This is a genomic window from Candidatus Pelagibacter sp. PS_31, assembly GCF_059417865.1.
This window is the reverse complement of sequence record NZ_CM182069.1, coordinates 697,745-714,746: the sequence shown is the minus strand read 5'-3', so window position 1 is coordinate 714,746 and position 17,002 is coordinate 697,745. Positions and strand designations below refer to the sequence as shown.

15 protein-coding genes are annotated in these 17,002 nt (G+C 30.7%); 7 read left to right on the top strand and 8 right to left on the bottom strand.

From position 1 onward, the window contains the following. Positions 1-37 precede the first annotated feature (37 nt). Positions 38-1,342, top strand: a complete 1,305-nt coding sequence (locus AC5SLN_RS03800) for an NAD(P)/FAD-dependent oxidoreductase (RefSeq protein WP_494592808.1) — start codon at positions 38-40, stop codon at positions 1,340-1,342. Here the strand turns inward: AC5SLN_RS03800 and AC5SLN_RS03795 are convergent, their stop codons facing one another. Further along, on the bottom strand, positions 1,343-3,928 hold the full coding sequence (locus AC5SLN_RS03795) for an ABC transporter permease (protein ID WP_494592805.1): 2,586 nt from the start codon (positions 3,926-3,928) through the stop codon (positions 1,343-1,345). After that, on the bottom strand, positions 3,864-4,529 hold the full coding sequence (locus tag AC5SLN_RS03790) for an ABC transporter ATP-binding protein (RefSeq protein ID WP_494592803.1): 666 nt from the start codon (positions 4,527-4,529) through the stop codon (positions 3,864-3,866). The genes AC5SLN_RS03795 and AC5SLN_RS03790 overlap by 65 nt, the downstream gene beginning before the upstream one ends. Here AC5SLN_RS03790 and AC5SLN_RS03785 point away from each other — a divergent pair. Then, entirely contained in the window at positions 4,528-5,142 is a 615-nt protein-coding gene (locus tag AC5SLN_RS03785) for an arylesterase (protein ID WP_494592801.1), read from the top strand. The two genes, AC5SLN_RS03790 and AC5SLN_RS03785, sit on opposite strands and share 2 nt — an antisense overlap. 14 nt (positions 5,143-5,156) lie before the next feature. Then, complete coding sequence (locus AC5SLN_RS03780; RefSeq protein WP_494592799.1) at positions 5,157-6,449, top strand: SAF domain-containing protein; 1,293 nt, start codon at positions 5,157-5,159, stop codon at positions 6,447-6,449. Here the strand turns inward: AC5SLN_RS03780 and AC5SLN_RS03775 are convergent. From AC5SLN_RS03775 to AC5SLN_RS03750, 6 genes are all read right to left on the bottom strand, one after another. Beyond that, a complete protein-coding gene (locus AC5SLN_RS03775; protein ID WP_494592797.1) occupies positions 6,446-7,597 on the bottom strand; it encodes a M24 family metallopeptidase in 1,152 nt (383 codons plus the stop codon). The genes AC5SLN_RS03780 and AC5SLN_RS03775 overlap by 4 nt on opposite strands. Before the next feature lie 119 nt (positions 7,598-7,716). Next, positions 7,717-8,493 (bottom strand): fumarylacetoacetate hydrolase, encoded by a 777-nt coding sequence (locus AC5SLN_RS03770; protein ID WP_494592795.1) that lies wholly within the window; start codon positions 8,491-8,493, stop codon positions 7,717-7,719. After that, a complete protein-coding gene (locus AC5SLN_RS03765; RefSeq protein WP_494592794.1) occupies positions 8,493-9,293 on the bottom strand; it encodes a M23 family metallopeptidase in 801 nt (266 codons plus the stop codon). The genes AC5SLN_RS03770 and AC5SLN_RS03765 overlap by 1 nt, the downstream gene beginning before the upstream one ends. After that, positions 9,278-10,036: an SDR family NAD(P)-dependent oxidoreductase gene (locus AC5SLN_RS03760; RefSeq protein WP_018414038.1), complete on the bottom strand. Its 759-nt coding sequence runs from the start codon at positions 10,034-10,036 to the stop codon at positions 9,278-9,280. Before AC5SLN_RS03760 ends, AC5SLN_RS03765 begins: the two co-directional genes overlap by 16 nt. After that, positions 10,037-10,627: a TerC family protein gene (locus AC5SLN_RS03755; protein ID WP_494592793.1), complete on the bottom strand. Its 591-nt coding sequence runs from the start codon at positions 10,625-10,627 to the stop codon at positions 10,037-10,039. Then, positions 10,627-12,222 (bottom strand): GMC family oxidoreductase, encoded by a 1,596-nt coding sequence (locus tag AC5SLN_RS03750; RefSeq protein ID WP_494592791.1) that lies wholly within the window; start codon positions 12,220-12,222, stop codon positions 10,627-10,629. Before AC5SLN_RS03750 ends, AC5SLN_RS03755 begins: the two co-directional genes overlap by 1 nt. Before the next feature lie 151 nt (positions 12,223-12,373). Between AC5SLN_RS03750 and AC5SLN_RS03745 the strand changes: the two genes are divergently transcribed. The 4 genes from AC5SLN_RS03745 (at position 12,374) to AC5SLN_RS03730 (ending at position 17,002) form a co-directional block, all read left to right on the top strand. Then, positions 12,374-13,468 (top strand): TRAP transporter substrate-binding protein, encoded by a 1,095-nt coding sequence (locus AC5SLN_RS03745; protein ID WP_018414041.1) that lies wholly within the window; start codon positions 12,374-12,376, stop codon positions 13,466-13,468. Positions 13,469-13,537: 69 nt separating this feature from the next. Then, on the top strand, positions 13,538-14,185 hold the full coding sequence (locus AC5SLN_RS03740; RefSeq protein ID WP_034391601.1) for a TRAP transporter small permease subunit: 648 nt from the start codon (positions 13,538-13,540) through the stop codon (positions 14,183-14,185). Beyond that, positions 14,185-15,519: a TRAP transporter large permease gene (locus AC5SLN_RS03735; protein ID WP_018414043.1), complete on the top strand. Its 1,335-nt coding sequence runs from the start codon at positions 14,185-14,187 to the stop codon at positions 15,517-15,519. Before AC5SLN_RS03740 ends, AC5SLN_RS03735 begins: the two co-directional genes overlap by 1 nt. A 25-nt stretch (positions 15,520-15,544) precedes the next feature. Continuing rightward, positions 15,545-17,002: a cytosine permease gene (locus AC5SLN_RS03730; RefSeq protein WP_494592789.1), complete on the top strand. Its 1,458-nt coding sequence runs from the start codon at positions 15,545-15,547 to the stop codon at positions 17,000-17,002.

Here is a 17,002-nt window from a genome sequence, read left to right as displayed (position 1 = left end):
TCTTTTAAAAACATCTTATCTGTCATAATCTCACTACATGAAAGTGGTTAATGATACTAGCTGTAGTTGGATTAATGACCTTGATAGAAGGTCTAATATAAAATTTTTAGATAAAGAAAAATCCTGTGAATGGCTAATTATAGGTGCAGGTTATACAGGCTTGTCTGCTGCTAGAAAATTATCAGAACTACACCCAAATCAAAAAATTATTATTGTTGATGCCCAATTAGCAGGTGAGGGTGCAAGTGGAAGGAACTCAGGATATTTAGTTGATACGACCCTTAATGATGGTTTCACCTCAAATAAAGAACTTTCTAATTATAAAAAGAAAACAGACATTTATAAATTAGGAATTGATGTTGTAAAAAAGTTTATTAAAGAGCATCAGGTAGATTGTGATTGGAATGAATGTGGAAAATATTTTGCCTCATCAAATGAAAAAGATAGAAAGATACTAGAAAATTTTAGCAAAACATTATTAAAATTAAATTTTGAACATAATATTTTTGATAAAGATGATTTAGGTAAAAGATTAGGTACGAATTTTTATAACTTAGCACTTTATACTAAGGGCGGAATTTTAATACATCCTGGAAAACTTGTTAAAGCTATGATCGACACTTTGCCAGATAATGTTGAGCTATTAGAAAATACTCAATTAAATGAATGGTCAAAAAATAAAGATACAATTATTTCTAAATTTAATAATCATAAAATAATTACTAAAAAGATTATTTTTTGCACAAATGGATTTTTAAAATCACTTGGTATTAAAAATAATTATAATTTCCCCTTAACCTTAACTGCAAGCATGACAAGACCATTAACTGATACAGAGTATAAGTCTATTGGTGAGCCTAGAGAGTGGGGTGTGCTGCCTGTTAGACCAATGGGAGCAACTATTAGAATGACAAAAGATAAAAGAATTTTAATTAGAAATACCGCAGAAGTTCATAGCCCTTTTAAAATGTCTAAACCAGAGTTGGATAAAAGATCTTTAAATCAAAAACTCGGTATCAAAAAAAGGTTTCCAAGTTTAGCAGATGATATTATTCAATCTAGTTGGTCTGGAGTTGTATCTAGAACTAGAAATAGTTCACAAATTTTTGAAAAAGTACAAGATAATGTTTTTGTGGCAGGTTGCTATAATGGTTCTGGTATTGGAGTTGGAACTTTATTTGGTGAACAGATAGCAATTAAAGCAAGTAATGAAAATAGTGATGAAATTAAAATAATAGAATCTAGAACCAAACCTACTTGGCTTCCACCCCAACCTTTTTTAAATATTGGGGTTAAAACAAGATTGATGTTTGAGAGGTTTAGATCTCGATCTGATGTGTAGTTATTGATTTCTTATAAGTGGATAAACCTTAGGGCTTAAATACTTAAAATTAGTAATCATAATTAAGATTAAAGTAGCTAGTCCAATTCCAATAGTTACCTGCAAAAATATTGTTAAATCAAACTTCCAAGTAATTTGAAAAATATTTTCAATGATAAATTGTGAACCTATGACCGCAAAAAAGAGAGCTATTAGAATTATGGATGTAAATATTATAAAAAACTCAATAATTGAAGAAAGTATAACCTCAACTTTAGAAAAACCTAAAATTTTGAATATTAAATTTTGAAATTCTTTAATTTTACCCTGAACTATAATTGCACTTGATATAACAATTAAACCAATGACTATAGTTATTGCAGAGATAACGGTTACAGCAATAAACACTTTGTTTAAAAGATCTGTTACTTTCTCCAAGTAATCAGTAATTTTTATAATAGAAAGACTAGGCATTTTATCTAGTAAAGCAGTTTCGTTAAAATTCTTTAAACTTTTAAATTTTGAAGTAGCCAAATATTCGTGAGGTATATTTTTTGCAAATTGAGGATTTAATAACATTGCAAAGTTAATAGTAAAATCTCTGTAGTCTACTAATCTAAAATTTACTATTTCACCTTCAATTTCACGTCCATAAATATTAAGAGTAAAAATATCACCAATTTTAATATCAAAATCTTTAGCAATTTTACTATCAAGTGAAATTTGAAGTTTATCAGGTCTATCTAGATCCCACCATTTGCCTTCTACAATTGGGTTATCTTTTAAAATTTTATCAGCCCAAGAAGACCTTCTGTCATTTCTGATCACCCAGTGGCTATCATTACTTGAATCGATATAAGTATTTGGATCTATTCCATTTATTTTTACAATACCTGTTGAAACCATTGGAACAATTTCAAGGTTAGCTTCTTTATCCATTTTAAAAATTAAATCTTCAAATATTTGTCTTTCATCACTTTGAATACCAATGAAAAAATAATCAGGCGCAAGTTCTGGTATAGATTTAGCAATTTCTCTTTTAAAATTTGAACCTACAAAAGCTAAAGTTAATAGTAAAGTGACCCCTAAACCTAAAGACATAATAGTTATAGGGGTAATACTTTTAGTTTGAGTAATATTTTTAACTGATACTTTAATTGAAATATTTGGATGTTCTTTAAGTCCTTTAAATAATTTAATGATCAAGTTTGATAATAAGTAGAAGACTAATAAACAAACAAAGAAAGCTCCAAAATAACCCAAACTATAAACAGGTCGAGCAGAACTGATGGTAAATAAAGAAATTAAAATTGATAATAATAACAGACTTAAAAGAATTGATTTTTTTGAATAATAAAATTGAAGGTTTTGAAATACATTTCTAAATAAGTTTGATGCCTTAACTTGATCAATTGCATTAATGGTTGGTATAGAAAATATGATTAATACTAATAACCCTACCAAAAAAACTTTGAAATAATTAAGAATAGAAAAACTACCTTCAATATTTAATCCAAGACCAGCTGACAGATAAACATCAACAATAGGGACAAGAAAGAAGCTAAAAGAGTAGGCGGCAGTTGATATTATGAATAGTAGAATAAGCAATTGTAAATAGTAGACTATTTTAATATCTTTTGAGAAAAAGCCTAAAGACTTCTTAACTGCTATAGACATATTGTTCTGATTAATGAACGAAAGTAACGTGTTAGCAATTCCAATTCCTGCAATTAGCATTGCACTAATTGATACAAGGGACAAGAACTGAGAGAAATTATCAATTATTCTCTTTAAAGGGCCGTCAGATTTTTCGTGATATCTAAGTCTAACCTTTTTTTCATCTTTGAATAACTGTTCAATTTTTTTAGATAAAGCTTTTGGATTATCTCCCTCATTAAATTGTACTTTATACTCATAGTTTAAAAAGCTCCCCAGATTATTAAGTTTTAATAATTCTAATGTTTGTTTGCCAGCTAAAGCAAAATCACCAAATACAAAAGCACCCCCAATATCAGGTACTGATTTTACGATACCAATTACAGTAAACAACTGATCTTGAACTTTGATTTTATCATTAATTTTTAAATTGAGATTTTTGAAAATGTTTTCATTAACAAGGATTGTATTCTCTATAGTTTGTAATTTTTCAAATGCACCATTTGGCTCATAGCCTACCTTGCCAAATAATGGGTAATTTTGATCTACTGTTTTAATTCTAGAAAATATTGATTTATTTTTAGATTGGTTGGTAGTCGAGATCATGGTGCTAAACTCAACCATTTGTGAAACAGTAGCAAATTCTTTAACTTGGTTAATTAATTCTAAGTTGCCAACATTACGATTATAGTCAATTTCAATATCTCCACCTAAAAGTGCTCTTGAATTGTTATTTAATTCTTTATTCAAACTATCTTCAATGGTGAAAATTGAACTTAGGATAAATAAGCTGATAAAGAGTGTTAGAATAATACTAGAAATTTTTTTATAATTTCTACTCAAATCTCTTAAGGCATATATCAAAGTTAACTTGTACTCTGAAAGCTTAGACAATTTTTCCATCTTTAATTTTAATTTTTCTTTTTGCTTTATTTGCAAGTTTTGGGTCATGGGTGACCATAATTAAAGATGATTTTTCTTCTTTAATATATTTGAATAAAATATCTGCAATCATTTGTGAATTTTCACTATCTAAATTTCCCGTAGGTTCATCTGCCAAAATTAGTTTAGGTTTCATGGCTATAGCTCTAGCAATCGCTACACGTTGCTGTTCACCACCTGAAAGTTGACTAGGTAAATTATTAAATCTATTTTTTAGTCCAAATCGATCCAACAACTCTTTAGCTCGTTTAGTAGGGTTTTTTAAATTATTTAACTCTAAGGTTAGAGCAACATTTTCAACAGCTGTATAATTTGGAATAAGATAGAAAGATTGAAAAACAATACCAATATTTTTTCTTCTAATTTTAGAAACTTCATCTTCACTCATTTTAGATATTTCTTGATCTTCAAAAAATATCTTACCAGAGGTTGCTTTCTCTAGTCCACCAGCAAGCATGATTAAGCTAGTTTTTCCAGATCCACTTTCACCCACTATTGAAATAGACTCATTTTTTTTAGTTTCTAAATTAACACTCTTTAAAACCTTAATAGTATCATTAACAGTTTGGTATTTAAGATTAACGTTTTTTAGCTTAAGAAGACTGTCCATGATTAAAAGATTTATTATTAAAATTATTGCCGTCTGTCTAGTGAGCATAAACGTCAATGCACTAGAAAACGTTATCTTATTTGGTGATAGCTTAATGGCAGGCTATGGTCTTCCACAGGAAAAACATTTAGCCATTGTCCTTCAAAATAATCTTAATGATAGTGGTTATGATCTTGGAATTATTGATGGAAGTGTATCTGGAAGCACATCTGCTGGAGGATTAAATCGAGTTGAATGGTCTTTATCTCAACCGAATATTGACTTAATGATCTTAGGATTGGGTGCTAACGACATGTTAAGAGGAATAAGCCCAATCGAGACTGAAAAAAATTTAGAAAAAATTATTCAAACAGCAAAATTAAAAAATATAGAAATAATTTTAGCAGGAATGATTGCTCCAACAACTCATGGAATTAGTTATAAAAAAAAATTTGATAATATTTATCCAAGTTTAGCTGAAAAATATAAACTAAATTTAATCCCTTTCCTATTAGAGGGTGTTGCTTTAAAACCTGAACTTAATCAAGATGACGGTATGCACCCAAATGAAAAAGGAACTATAATTATAAGTGATACACTTACAAAAAGTATCATCAATTTTATAAAAAAATAGTATATCGTGATCAAATGTTTTTAAATACTAAACTACAATCCAGAAAAAAACCGATAAAAGTTGCATTCATTGGCTGTGGAAAATTTGTAAGTATGTTTCTTGCTCAATACAATCAATTACAAAAAATTACTATTGATACTATCGTTGATATTAATATTGATAACGCCAAAAAAAACTGTCTTAAGAGCGGTTTAACTACAGAGACAGTTAATAAAATAAATTTTGTAACTACTTTAGATGAGGCAATTGATAGAGATGTTGAAGTTTTTATAGAAGCTACTGGAAATCCAATTATAGGAACAGTTCATGCTGTAAAAATTATTAAAAATAAAAAACACATCATATTGGTAAATGTTGAAGCTGATGTTACTTGTGGGAAATACCTTGCTGATCTTGCAAAAGAAAACAGTATTATTTGTTCAATGGCATATGGTGATCAACCTTCATTAATTATGGAGCAGATTGAATGGGCTAAGTTAAACGGTTTTTCTGTAGTTTGTGCAGGAAAAGGAACGAAGTACCACCCAGATTTTGAATACTCAACACCAGATACAGTTTGGGGTCACTACGGTTTAAGTAAAGAACGTGCTGAAATTGAATCTGGAATGAATCCTAAAATGTTTAATAGTTTTTTATGTGGAGATAAATCTGCAATTGAAATGTGTGCAGTCAGTAATGCATCAAATTTAAAATGCCCAAGCAATGGATTAACTTTTCCACCTGTTGGAGTTTATGATATTGCTAAAAAATTAATTCCAAAAGTGGAAGGAGGATTAATTGATTATGAAGGTCAAGTGGAGGTGATATCTAGCATTGATTTAAATCAAAAAGATATTCCAAATGATCTTAGATGGGGTGTTTACATAGTAATTAAAGCTCAAAATCAATATGTCAAAAATTGCTTTAAAGATTATGGAATGGTGACCGATTTGTCTGGCAGTTATTCAGCTATATGGAGGCCATATCATTATATTGGTTTAGAACTTGCTCAATCAATATATGCAATTGCACTTGATCAAAAAGCAACAGGTCAAACTATAAATTATAATGCAGATGTTGCAGCTTATGCTAAAAAAGATTTAAAAATTGGAGATCGATTAGACGGCGAGGGCGGTTTTTGTGCTAGAGGGAAATTAATTACTTCTAAAAAATCAAAAGATGAAAAAATTTTACCTCTTGGTTTAACTGATGGAGCAATTGTTAAGAAAAATATTAATAAAGATCAATCTATAAGATTAGATGATGTGGAGTTAAGTCTTCCAGAAGATGTTGTTAAAGCTAGACAGTATCAATATGATTTAATTTAAAGAACAACCAAATCCAACTTTTGCTTACCTAATCTCTCATTACCATTCTCTGTCACTAAATAGGTTTCACCTAAATTCATCGCTAGTTTACTATCTGAATCCATTAAGATCATATGCATAAAGAAGACATTACCAGGAGTTATTACATAAGGATTACCAGTGTATAGCATTGGCCAGTCCATCCAATTGGGTGAGAAGGTTGTCCCTAATGAATAGCCACAAGCATTCATTCTTGATTTATTGTACCCACGATCATCAAAAGTTTTAGCATGTATATCAAATACATCTCCCGCAGTTTTTCCCGGTATTAGAGTTTTTGCACAATTAGTCAAAGCCTCAAGACATGCCTCATGCATCTTAATATGCTTTGGATCAGCTTTACCAATAGGAATAGTTCTAAACATTGCAGAGTGATAATGTTTATAAGTCCCAGCCCATTCAATAGTTAATTGATCAGTATCTGATAAAATTCTTTTCTCAGATTGATATCTGCATAATAATGCATTGTGCCCAGAGCCTATAATATATTCATTTGCTGGATAATCACCGCCACCTTCTAAAACAACTCTTTGCATTTCAGCTAAAATTTTTGCTTCACTAGCACCAGCTTTTGCATATTTCCAAGCTTCATCTAGCGCTTGATCAGCAAGTTCTGCAGCTTTTTTTACATAAACAATTTCTTCAATAGATTTAACCACTCTATGTTTGGTAATTAATTCTGATTGATCCTCTACTTCACAATAACCTTCTAGAGATTTATTAAGTCTTAAAGCATTACGACCTGTCATACCGTAAGCTTCGTATTCAACTCCAATTTTTTTATCTTTTAGATTTAATTCATTTAAAATTATTTTAAGATCATCTGCAGGGTTAGACTGGTCTTTATCTACCCAAATTCTTATGTCTTCAATGTTTGATGTATTTTGTGCTTGTCTTAAATCTGGAGCCCTTGTTAAAAGAATAATATCTCCTTTATTGTTCAGTATTAATGTTTGAAAGAAAACATAACCAAAGGTATCGTAGCCTGTAAGCCAAAACATAGATTCTTGGCGAAACATTAAAAGAGCATCAAGATTATGCTCTTTCATTGATTTTAATGTAGCCAGTTTTCTTTTCTCAAATTCTTGTTTGCTAAAATGAAGTGCCATAATAAAAACTATAACTTTTAAAAATATTAATCACAAGTAGCCTTAAATTAAGATTTTTTTTGGTAAAACGAACCCAAATTATTGTTAAAAACTAAGGTTTTTTAAATGAAAATCTAAAATTAATGAATAATAGCTTTAGCTGAACCTAGTTGATCTACTTTTCCAGTATAAAGACCTTTACCTAGGATTGGAACAACACCAACAGTCGATCCTGTAAATACATAAAAATCTTTATCAAGAGTGACTTTATCTTTTTTTAATTCATTCAAAACAAATCTAAGTGAGTTTAATGGGTTTATATAAACAGTATTTGTATTTCCATTAATACTTTGTCCAATTTTTTTATTAGCAATATTTGTCTTTAAATTTCCAATATTAATTTTTTTATATTTTTTCTTTTGCCCAATTAAAAACTTAACATTAGCACCAAAGTCACTACATAAATCTCCAAAACTAGTAATGCCTTTTTTCTTTTGCCTGTAACCAATAACCTCAATACAAGCTGCCATGTGAGAAATATGTTTTGTTATATTTTTCGTTGTAATTAATCCTTTTGATGAGAAAAAGTTTTTCTTAATTAGGTAACAAACCTCAAGCTCTATACCTAAAGTTGATTTATTAATTTTTACTTTTTTTCCACTTTTTATAAAATTCTTTTTAAAGATTGCAGCATAGAAAGGTTTTTTTTCTTTAAGTTTTTTCATGACAGGTATACCTGTCCCTGCAGCTTTAAATCCTATTATTGGATCTTTAACTTTACTCTCACATAATTTTCTTAGCTTTTGAGCTTCACTTAATGTTTTTGTAAATTTTATTGGGAGTGGTGCAATAATTTTATTGTTAACAAATGCATTAACTAATTTATCTGCTGTTTTTTCTAATATGGTTTTTTTCATTATTGAATGTTTAATATAGTTGCAGGATCTAGTCTAGTACCAAACCAATTAAGTCTTACATCAAGATGAGGTCCTGTTGATCTACCAGAGGAACCAACTGTAGCAATGATATCTCCTTTTTTAACATGATCACCTACATTTACAAAAATTTCATCCATATGCATGTAAAGAGTTGAAACACCATGACCATGGTCAAATATTAAAGTTGCTCCAGTATAAAATAAGTCCTTTTCAGCTAGAGTAACTACACTGTTATTCATTGCTTTAACTGGAGTACCTTTTTTTTGAGCAAAATCTAAACCATAATGAGGCCATTTGGGTATGCCATTTAAAATTCTTTGACTACCATAAACACCAGTAATTATTGCATCATCAACTGGGATAATAAACTTTTCTTTAAAAAACTGTAAGTCACTTTCAATTTCTCTTGCGTCAGCTATTAATTTGTTTTCCTTTTTTATTCTTGCATAAAATTCTTCAGGTGGTGTAACTTTTTTTTTAGGTAAGCCTTCAATTTTTTGAATATTATATTTTCTTTTTTTAATTTTTTTTATAATTTTGTTATTATTTTCAGTAATTGTAATGTCAAATTTTCTATCTTTTTCAATTCCAAATGCAAAATAACCATCTTTTGTGACTTTAACTTTTTTTTTATCTACAAAAATTGATGACCCAGGCTCAGTTTTTCCAATAATGTAATGTCCTTGAATGAATTTTCCCTGAAACTCTACTGCAAAAGATTGAGTTGAAAAAAATAACGCTACTAATGAAAGTAATCTATATATTACTTTGCTGTCCATCCACCGTCTACTAGGATTGATGTGGCTGTAATCATCGATGAAGCGGATGAAGCTAAAAAACAAACGCTTGTTGCAACATCACTTTCTGTTGCTAATTTTCCCATAGGAATATTCCCTAAAGCTAGTTTTTTAAATTCTTTATTTTTAAAAAATCTTTTAACCATCGGTGTTGCTACAAAAGTAGGGGCCACTGTATTTACTCTAATATTGTTTTTTGCAAGCTCAACACCCATACCCTTAGTCAAACCCTCAATACCAAATTTTGTCATATTGTAAACATTTCTACCAGACATTCCAACATGACCAAGTTGAGATGACATATTAATAATAGATCCACCTCTTTTTTTATTTTTTAACATTTTTTTAACAACTAATTGAGCAACATTAAAAGCAGCTTTAAGGTTTAAATCTACTAAGTAGTTCATACTTTCTTGTTTAATCTTTTCAAAAGGTTCTGGAATATTTGTCCCAGCATTATTAACCAAAATATCTATAATCTTAATCTTATCTAGTTTTTCTTTAAGATCTTCGTAATTCATTACATCACAATTAACTTTGATAACTTTACCTTTTATCTTTTTTATTTCTTTTTCAAGTTTATCAAGATCTGATTGAGTTCTACTTAAAGCAATGATTGTAGCTCCAGCTTCAGCTAGAGCAATTGAGCAGGCTCTTCCCAATCCTTTGCCAGCACCTGTAACTAATGCATATTTGTTTTTAAGATTTATTTTTTGTAAGTACATTTAAATAAATAACTTTAAATCAGTATAAATTAATTCGATAGCAACAACCAGTATAGCAATTAAACCAATCCAGGCTATCCATTTATATTCATTAATCCATCTTGAAATTACAGTAGCAGCTGTTGCCATAAGAATTATTGATAAAGCTAAACCAAATATTAATAATGCATAGTGATCACCAGCAGCACCAGCTACACCTAAAACATTATCCAAACTCATCGTAAAATCAGCAAGTAAAACTGTCCATATAGCCTTCATAAAGCTTGAATTATCTACTTTAATATCTTCATCACCTGACTGACCTTTGATTACATCTGTGTAGAGTTTGTAGACTATATAAAGAAGAAGCAATCCTCCTATTAATCTTAATCCTGTTATTTGTAATAAATAAGCAGTTAACATGGTTAAGATAATTCTTAAAATTACTGCACCACCTATCCCCCAAAAAATTACTTTTTTTCTTTGTTCGGGTGGAAATTTAGAGGCAACCATTCCAATAATAATGGCATTATCACCAGCTAATACTAAATCGATAAATATAATTTGGCCTAAAATTATAAGTTGTTCAGGCCCGAATAATTCTGCAAACATCAGCTGCTTAATATCATATCAGCACCTTTTTCTGCAATCATTATTGTAGGTGCGTTAGTGTTTCCAGAGGTGATATTGGGCATGATTGATGCATCTATTACTCTTAAATTTTTAATTCCATGAACTTTTAGCTGATCATCAACAACGGCCATATCATCTTGACCCATTTTACATGTTCCAACAGGATGAAAAATGGTTTGAGCATAATCTGCTGCTGCTTTTAAAATATCTTCATCTTCTGTTAAATGAATTCCAGGTCGATATTCTTCTGGGCTAAATTTTTTAAATGTCTCAGATTCTAAAACAATTTTTCTTGTTAATTTAAGACCAGCTGCTGCAATTCTTCTATCTTCATCTGTCGACAAATAATTCATTTTTATTTTTGCGTAAGTTCGTGAATCTTTATCCGTTATACTAATATGACCTCTACTAGTTGGTCTAATTTGTGAAACTGTTGGAGTAAAACCATGAAAATCATGGTTTTTGGTAGCTCCCAATGTATCCATACTCATTGGCTGAACATGCCATTGTAAATCAGGCAGCTCTAATGAAGGATCACTTTTTGCAAACATACACATCTGACTTGCACCCATAGTCATGGGCCCACTTCTATTAAAGATATATTCTAATCCAATTAACAAGTTACCAAATAAACTATTAATTTTTTTATTAAGAGATTTTATATTTTGTATTTTATATATTGGTCTAAACATTAAATGGTCTTGTAAATTTTCACCTACACCCTTTAATTCATGTACCATTTCAATTCCTAGTTCCTTTAATTTATTTGAATTTCCAACTCCAGATACTTGTAGTAATTGTGGAGAACCAATTGCTCCTGAAGATAAGATAATTTCTTTATTTGCACTTATAGTGAATATTTCATTTTCAATCCAATACTCAACTTCTTTAGCAACTTTGTTTTCAAAATTAATCTTTTTAACGTGAGCTTTTGTAACTATTTTTAAATTAGGTCTTTTCTTAGCTGGGTTTAAATAACCAACAGCAGTACTACATCTAAAGCCATCCTTTTCTGTTACTTGAAAATAACCACAGCCATGATTGTCTCCTGTATTAAAATCTTTAGTTTTTGGAATTCCAAATTCCTCAGCCGCTTTTTGAAACTGATTTAATAAAGGCAATTGTATTCGTTGATCAGAAACAGACAAAGGACCTCCTACACCATGAAATTCACTTTCTCCTCGTTCTTGATTTTCAGCTTTGATGAAATAAGGTAATACATCTTCCCAACTCCAGCCTTTATTTCCTAGCTGCCTCCAAACATCGTAGTCTCTGTGTTGACCCCTAACATAAAGTAATCCATTTATTGATGAACTACCTCCAAGAGTTTTTCCTCTAGGATACCTTATGGACCTATTGTTCATAGTTTCATCCGGTTCTGTATTATAACACCAATCAACATTGGGGTTATGCATAGTTTTGAAATATCCTACTGGTATATGAATCCATGGGTAATTATCTTTGCCACCAGCCTCAATTAAAAGAACTTTGTTTTTTGGACTTTCAGACAGTCTATTTGCAAGAACACAACCTGCTGATCCAGCTCCTAAAATAATATAATCAAAACTTTCCATCAATTTAGAATGTTTATAATAGTAAAAATTAAAATTCTAGTATTACCAATGCTTATAATTAGTATTTTATTAATATTAAGACTTGTTTTAATTTTTTATTTTTGAAAAGGTAGTTTTTTTATAAAAAAACACAACAAGAGGAAATATAAATATGAAAAAAATCATATCTTTGTTTGTTGGATCGCTTCTACTTACTGTAATGACAGTAACGGGTGCATCTGCACAAACTCTTAAGTGTCAAACAGTAATTAGTTCAAAAGCTGATGAAGTGGTAATGTTGAAAGACTTCACTGATACAGTAACAGAATTGACTGGTGGATCGCTTAAGTTCGAAATTATGCCAGCTGGATCTGTAGTGGGTGTAAAAGAAACTTTAGATGCAGTTGATAAAGGATTAATCGATTGTGGTTTTGCTTGGACTCACTATTGGTCAGGCGATCACCCAGCAGCTATGTTATTTGGTTCGCCAGTAGCAGGTGCAGGTGTTGGTATCGATAACATCGCTTTTTTATCTTGGTTCCAATATGGTGGTGGTAAAGAACTTTACGACCAACTATGGTCTGAGATGGGAAGAGACATCAAAGGATTTATGTTACAACCAGTAGGACCTGAAGCTTTAGGTTGGTTCAAAGAGCCAATTAATAGCATGGCCGACTTTAGAAAGTACAAGTTCAGAACTCCTCCGGGAATTCCTGGCCAAACTTATAAAGACATTGGTGTAGCTTCTGTTGCAATGGGTGGTGGAGATATTTTACCAGCACTTGAAGCAGGAACAATTGATGCTGCTGAATGGTGTTGTCCTAAGCCAGACATGACATTCGGTTTCCAGAAAGTTCTAAAACATTACTATCTACAAGGTCTTCACCAAGTAGTAGTAAATGCTGATTTCTACATTACAGGATCTAAGTATAAAAAGATGTCTGCTTTAGAGAAAAAAGCTTTAGAAGTTGCTGCGAATGCATCTCTATCAAAATCTATGAGTTACAGAATATATGAAAACGGAAAAGCTCTTGCTGAGTTGACTGGAAAACACGGTGTGATTTTACATGATACTCCAGCAGATTATTTCCCAGCATATATGGCTGCTGCAAAAGCAAGTCTAGAAAAAAATGCTAATGAGAACAAATTCTTTAAAGAAGTTTGGGACTCTCAAAAAGCGTTTGCTGATATTGCAGTTCCTTTCTGGTCTGGATCTCAAATGTCTAATGCTAAGCTAGGAATGGCTCACGCAGCTACTTTAAAGTAGTATTTAGATAAAAAATAAATATAACTAGAGCGGATTTTACGATCCGCTTTAGTTTTTTTTTAAATATTTATGCCAAGAAACCACAAATCTAAAAAACCTCTTAAATCTATAAAGCCTATGAAACTAGACATTTCAGATGAAATGATTGCTGAAAGAAGAGGTGGTTCAGGTAAAATGCCAAGAAATATGCCTAAGTGGATGGCATTAGCAATTACAAAAATTGATTTATTTAATAAATGGGTTGGCAACACAGTTTGCTGGATTACTATACCGTTAATATTTGCAATGGTTTATGAAGTTTTAGCCAGAAAACTTTTCAATGCACCGACTATGTGGGCTTATGACATGAGTAGATTTATGTATGGAGCCTTATTTATGTTGGGAGCTGGTTATGCGCTTTCAAAAGGTGTTCATATAAGAGCAGACTTTTTATACAGAAATTTTAAAACCAAAAACCAAGGAAGGATAGATTTTTGGCTTTACCTAATATTTTATTTTCCAGGACTAAGTGTATTTCTTTACATGTCAACTGGCTTTCTTCAAGAGTCTATCATGAGAGGTGAAAAGGGTATGGACACAGCATGGATGCCTTATATGTGGCCAATTAAAGCTTGTTTGTTTGTCGGAATTATTCTTTTGATTGTTCAAGGGATATCGGAATTATTTAAAAGTTATTGGGCAGCTACTAAAGGTAAGTGGCCTGGAGAGGAGAAATAATGTTAGCTGAATTTATGGATCCTGCTTTATTAGGATTTATTCTTATAGGAGTAATGCTTTTTTCAATTTTTGTAGGTTTTCCAATTTCATTTACCTTAATTTTCTTAGGTTTTGTATTTGGTTATTTGGGATTTGGTAAATTAGTATTCTATTTAATGACCTTGCAGTTTTCTATGGTCATGACAGAGCAAACACTTGCTGCAGTTCCCCTCTTTGTCTTTATGGGAATTATGATGGAACAAGCTGGATTAATGGAAAGATTATTCTCAGCTTTCCAACTCATGTTAGCTAAAGTAAGAGGCTCACTTTATTATGCTGTGCTTTTCGTTTCTGTAGTTTTTGCTGCAGCAACCGGAATTGTTGGTGCATCAGTTACCATTCTTGGGATCATGGCTGCAAAATCAATGAATAAGTCAGGATATAATGTAAGATTAGCAGCTGGAACTATTACTGCTGGTGGTACACTTGGAATTTTAATCCCACCTAGCATTATGCTTGTTGTGATGGGTCCAATAATGGAAATTCCTGTAACAGATTTGTTCGCTGCAGCAATAATACCAGGTGTATTGCTTGCAACTCTTTATGCGGCATACACAACAATTAGATGTTGGATAGATCCAAGTTTAGGACCCGTATTACCAAAAGAATTAAGAGCAACAAGTATGAAAGAAGTTTGGGTTGAATTTTTCTTAGGATTAGTTCCACCTGCAGCATTAGTGTTTGCTGCTCTTGGAAGTATCTTGTTTGGATTTGCAACACCAACAGAGGCTGCAGGGTGTGGAGCTATGGGATCTTTACTTTTAGCTTTAGCTTATAGAAAATTAACTTTCAAAAAATTACAAGACTCTCTTGTTAAAACATTAGAAATAGCAGCATTAATTATGGTTTTAGTTGCTGCATCTAACTTCTTTGGAGCTGTATTTTCAAGACTTGGAACACCCATGCTTCTTACAGAATTTTTACTTGGTCTAGAGATGAACAGATACTTAATTCTTGCAATGATTATGGTTATAATTTTTCTTTTAGGTTGGCCTCTAGAATGGGTACCAATCGTAATGATAATAGTTCCAATCATATTGCCTTTAGTAGAAGCGCTTGGTTTTAATTTAACTTGGTTTGCAATACTTGTTGCAGTTAATCTCCAGACAGCCTGGCTCTCACCACCAGTCGCCTTATCAGCATATTTTCTTAAAGGTGTTGTTCCAGAGTGGGATCTTAAAGATATTTACTACGGCATGATGCAATTTATGGTAATTCAAATTATAGGATTGATTTTAATAATAATCTTCCCACAAATAGCTTTATGGTTACCAACCTATCTATATGGACAGTAGAACTTATTAGTTTATTATAGTTTTAGTGAATCAGATCAAATCAAAAAATACTCTAATTAACTGGGAATTAGTTGCAGTTAATCCAAATGATAAAAATTGGAATTGGAAAGATCTGTTTTATTTTTGGGCAAATAATATCCAAAGTTTGATTGCCTTTTCTTTAATTGCCTCACTTTATTTAGTTTATGAATTAAATGTTTTTGTAGTTTTAACTGGAAGTTTAATTGCTTCAATATTTGTTTATTTCTTTGCAAATTTAATTGGTAAACCATCTCAAAAACATGGACTTCCTTTTCCAGTAATTTTAAGAACCTCGATTGGAATAAAAGGAGCTAAATATTTTGCTCTATTAAGAGGATTGGTTGGAATTTTCATGTTTGGAATTCAAACATATTTTTTATCAAAACTTTTTAGCTACTTAATTAGAATAACCTTATATTCTATTGATAATTCACTTTTAGATCAGGATATTTTTTTAGTATTTGTTTTTGGTTTAAATTTAATTGATTGGATAGCATTTGTTTTTGCAATTTTATTACAAGCTTTTTTATTTAGTAAAAGCCATCAGTTTAATAGACTTATAATAAAAGTTTCTGCGATTACCGTTTATTCAGGAATGCTTATATTTTTTTTAACAGTTTTTCTTTATGATGTTAAGGTTACTTCTGCTGCATTTCTTGATATTTTTTCGATACAAAACATTTTAAATAGTAGCAATGTTGCTCCATTGATTACTGTGGCAGCAACTTTATTTGCTTATTTTTCAGTAGTTATAGTCAACTACGGTGACTTTAGTAGATATGTAAAAAATGAGAGTGAATTAAAAAAAGGAAACTTAAGCTTAATATTAAATTTGATAATTTTTTCTTTCTTTGCAGTTTTTATAGTCATTGGATCAGATATTTTTCTAAACAAAAATTTAGAACTCATGGAAAGAATTTTAACAAATCCTACAGATATCATTGGTAAAATTGACAATTCTCAGTTAACTGTGATTGTCTTATTTTTTATTATTTTTGCTTCTGCATCAACAAATTTAATAGCAAATTATGTTCCAGCTCAAAATTCATTACTGAATTTTTTTCCTCAAACTCTTGATTTAAAAAAATCTGCTATTGTTATTACTGTTATTGGTTTTATTGTTGGTATGCTTTGGTTACCATTATTAAGTCAGATTGGAATATTAGCATTTGTAGATACCCTTGGTTCTTTTTTTGGCCCATTATTTGGTGTTATGGTTGTTGATTATTATCTATTAAAAAAAACTAACTTAAATAACAATGAGATTTTTTCTTTAGACGACAAGGGCATGTATTTTTATTCTAATGGCTGGCATTTGAAAGCTATCTACTCTTTAGTTTTAGGTTTTATTTTTGCAGCCTCAACTATCTGGAATGAAAGTTTAATGAGTTTTCACTCTTATTCTTGGATCATTGGAGCATTTGTATCATCTTTGACTTATTATCTTTTAGCTAGTAAATAA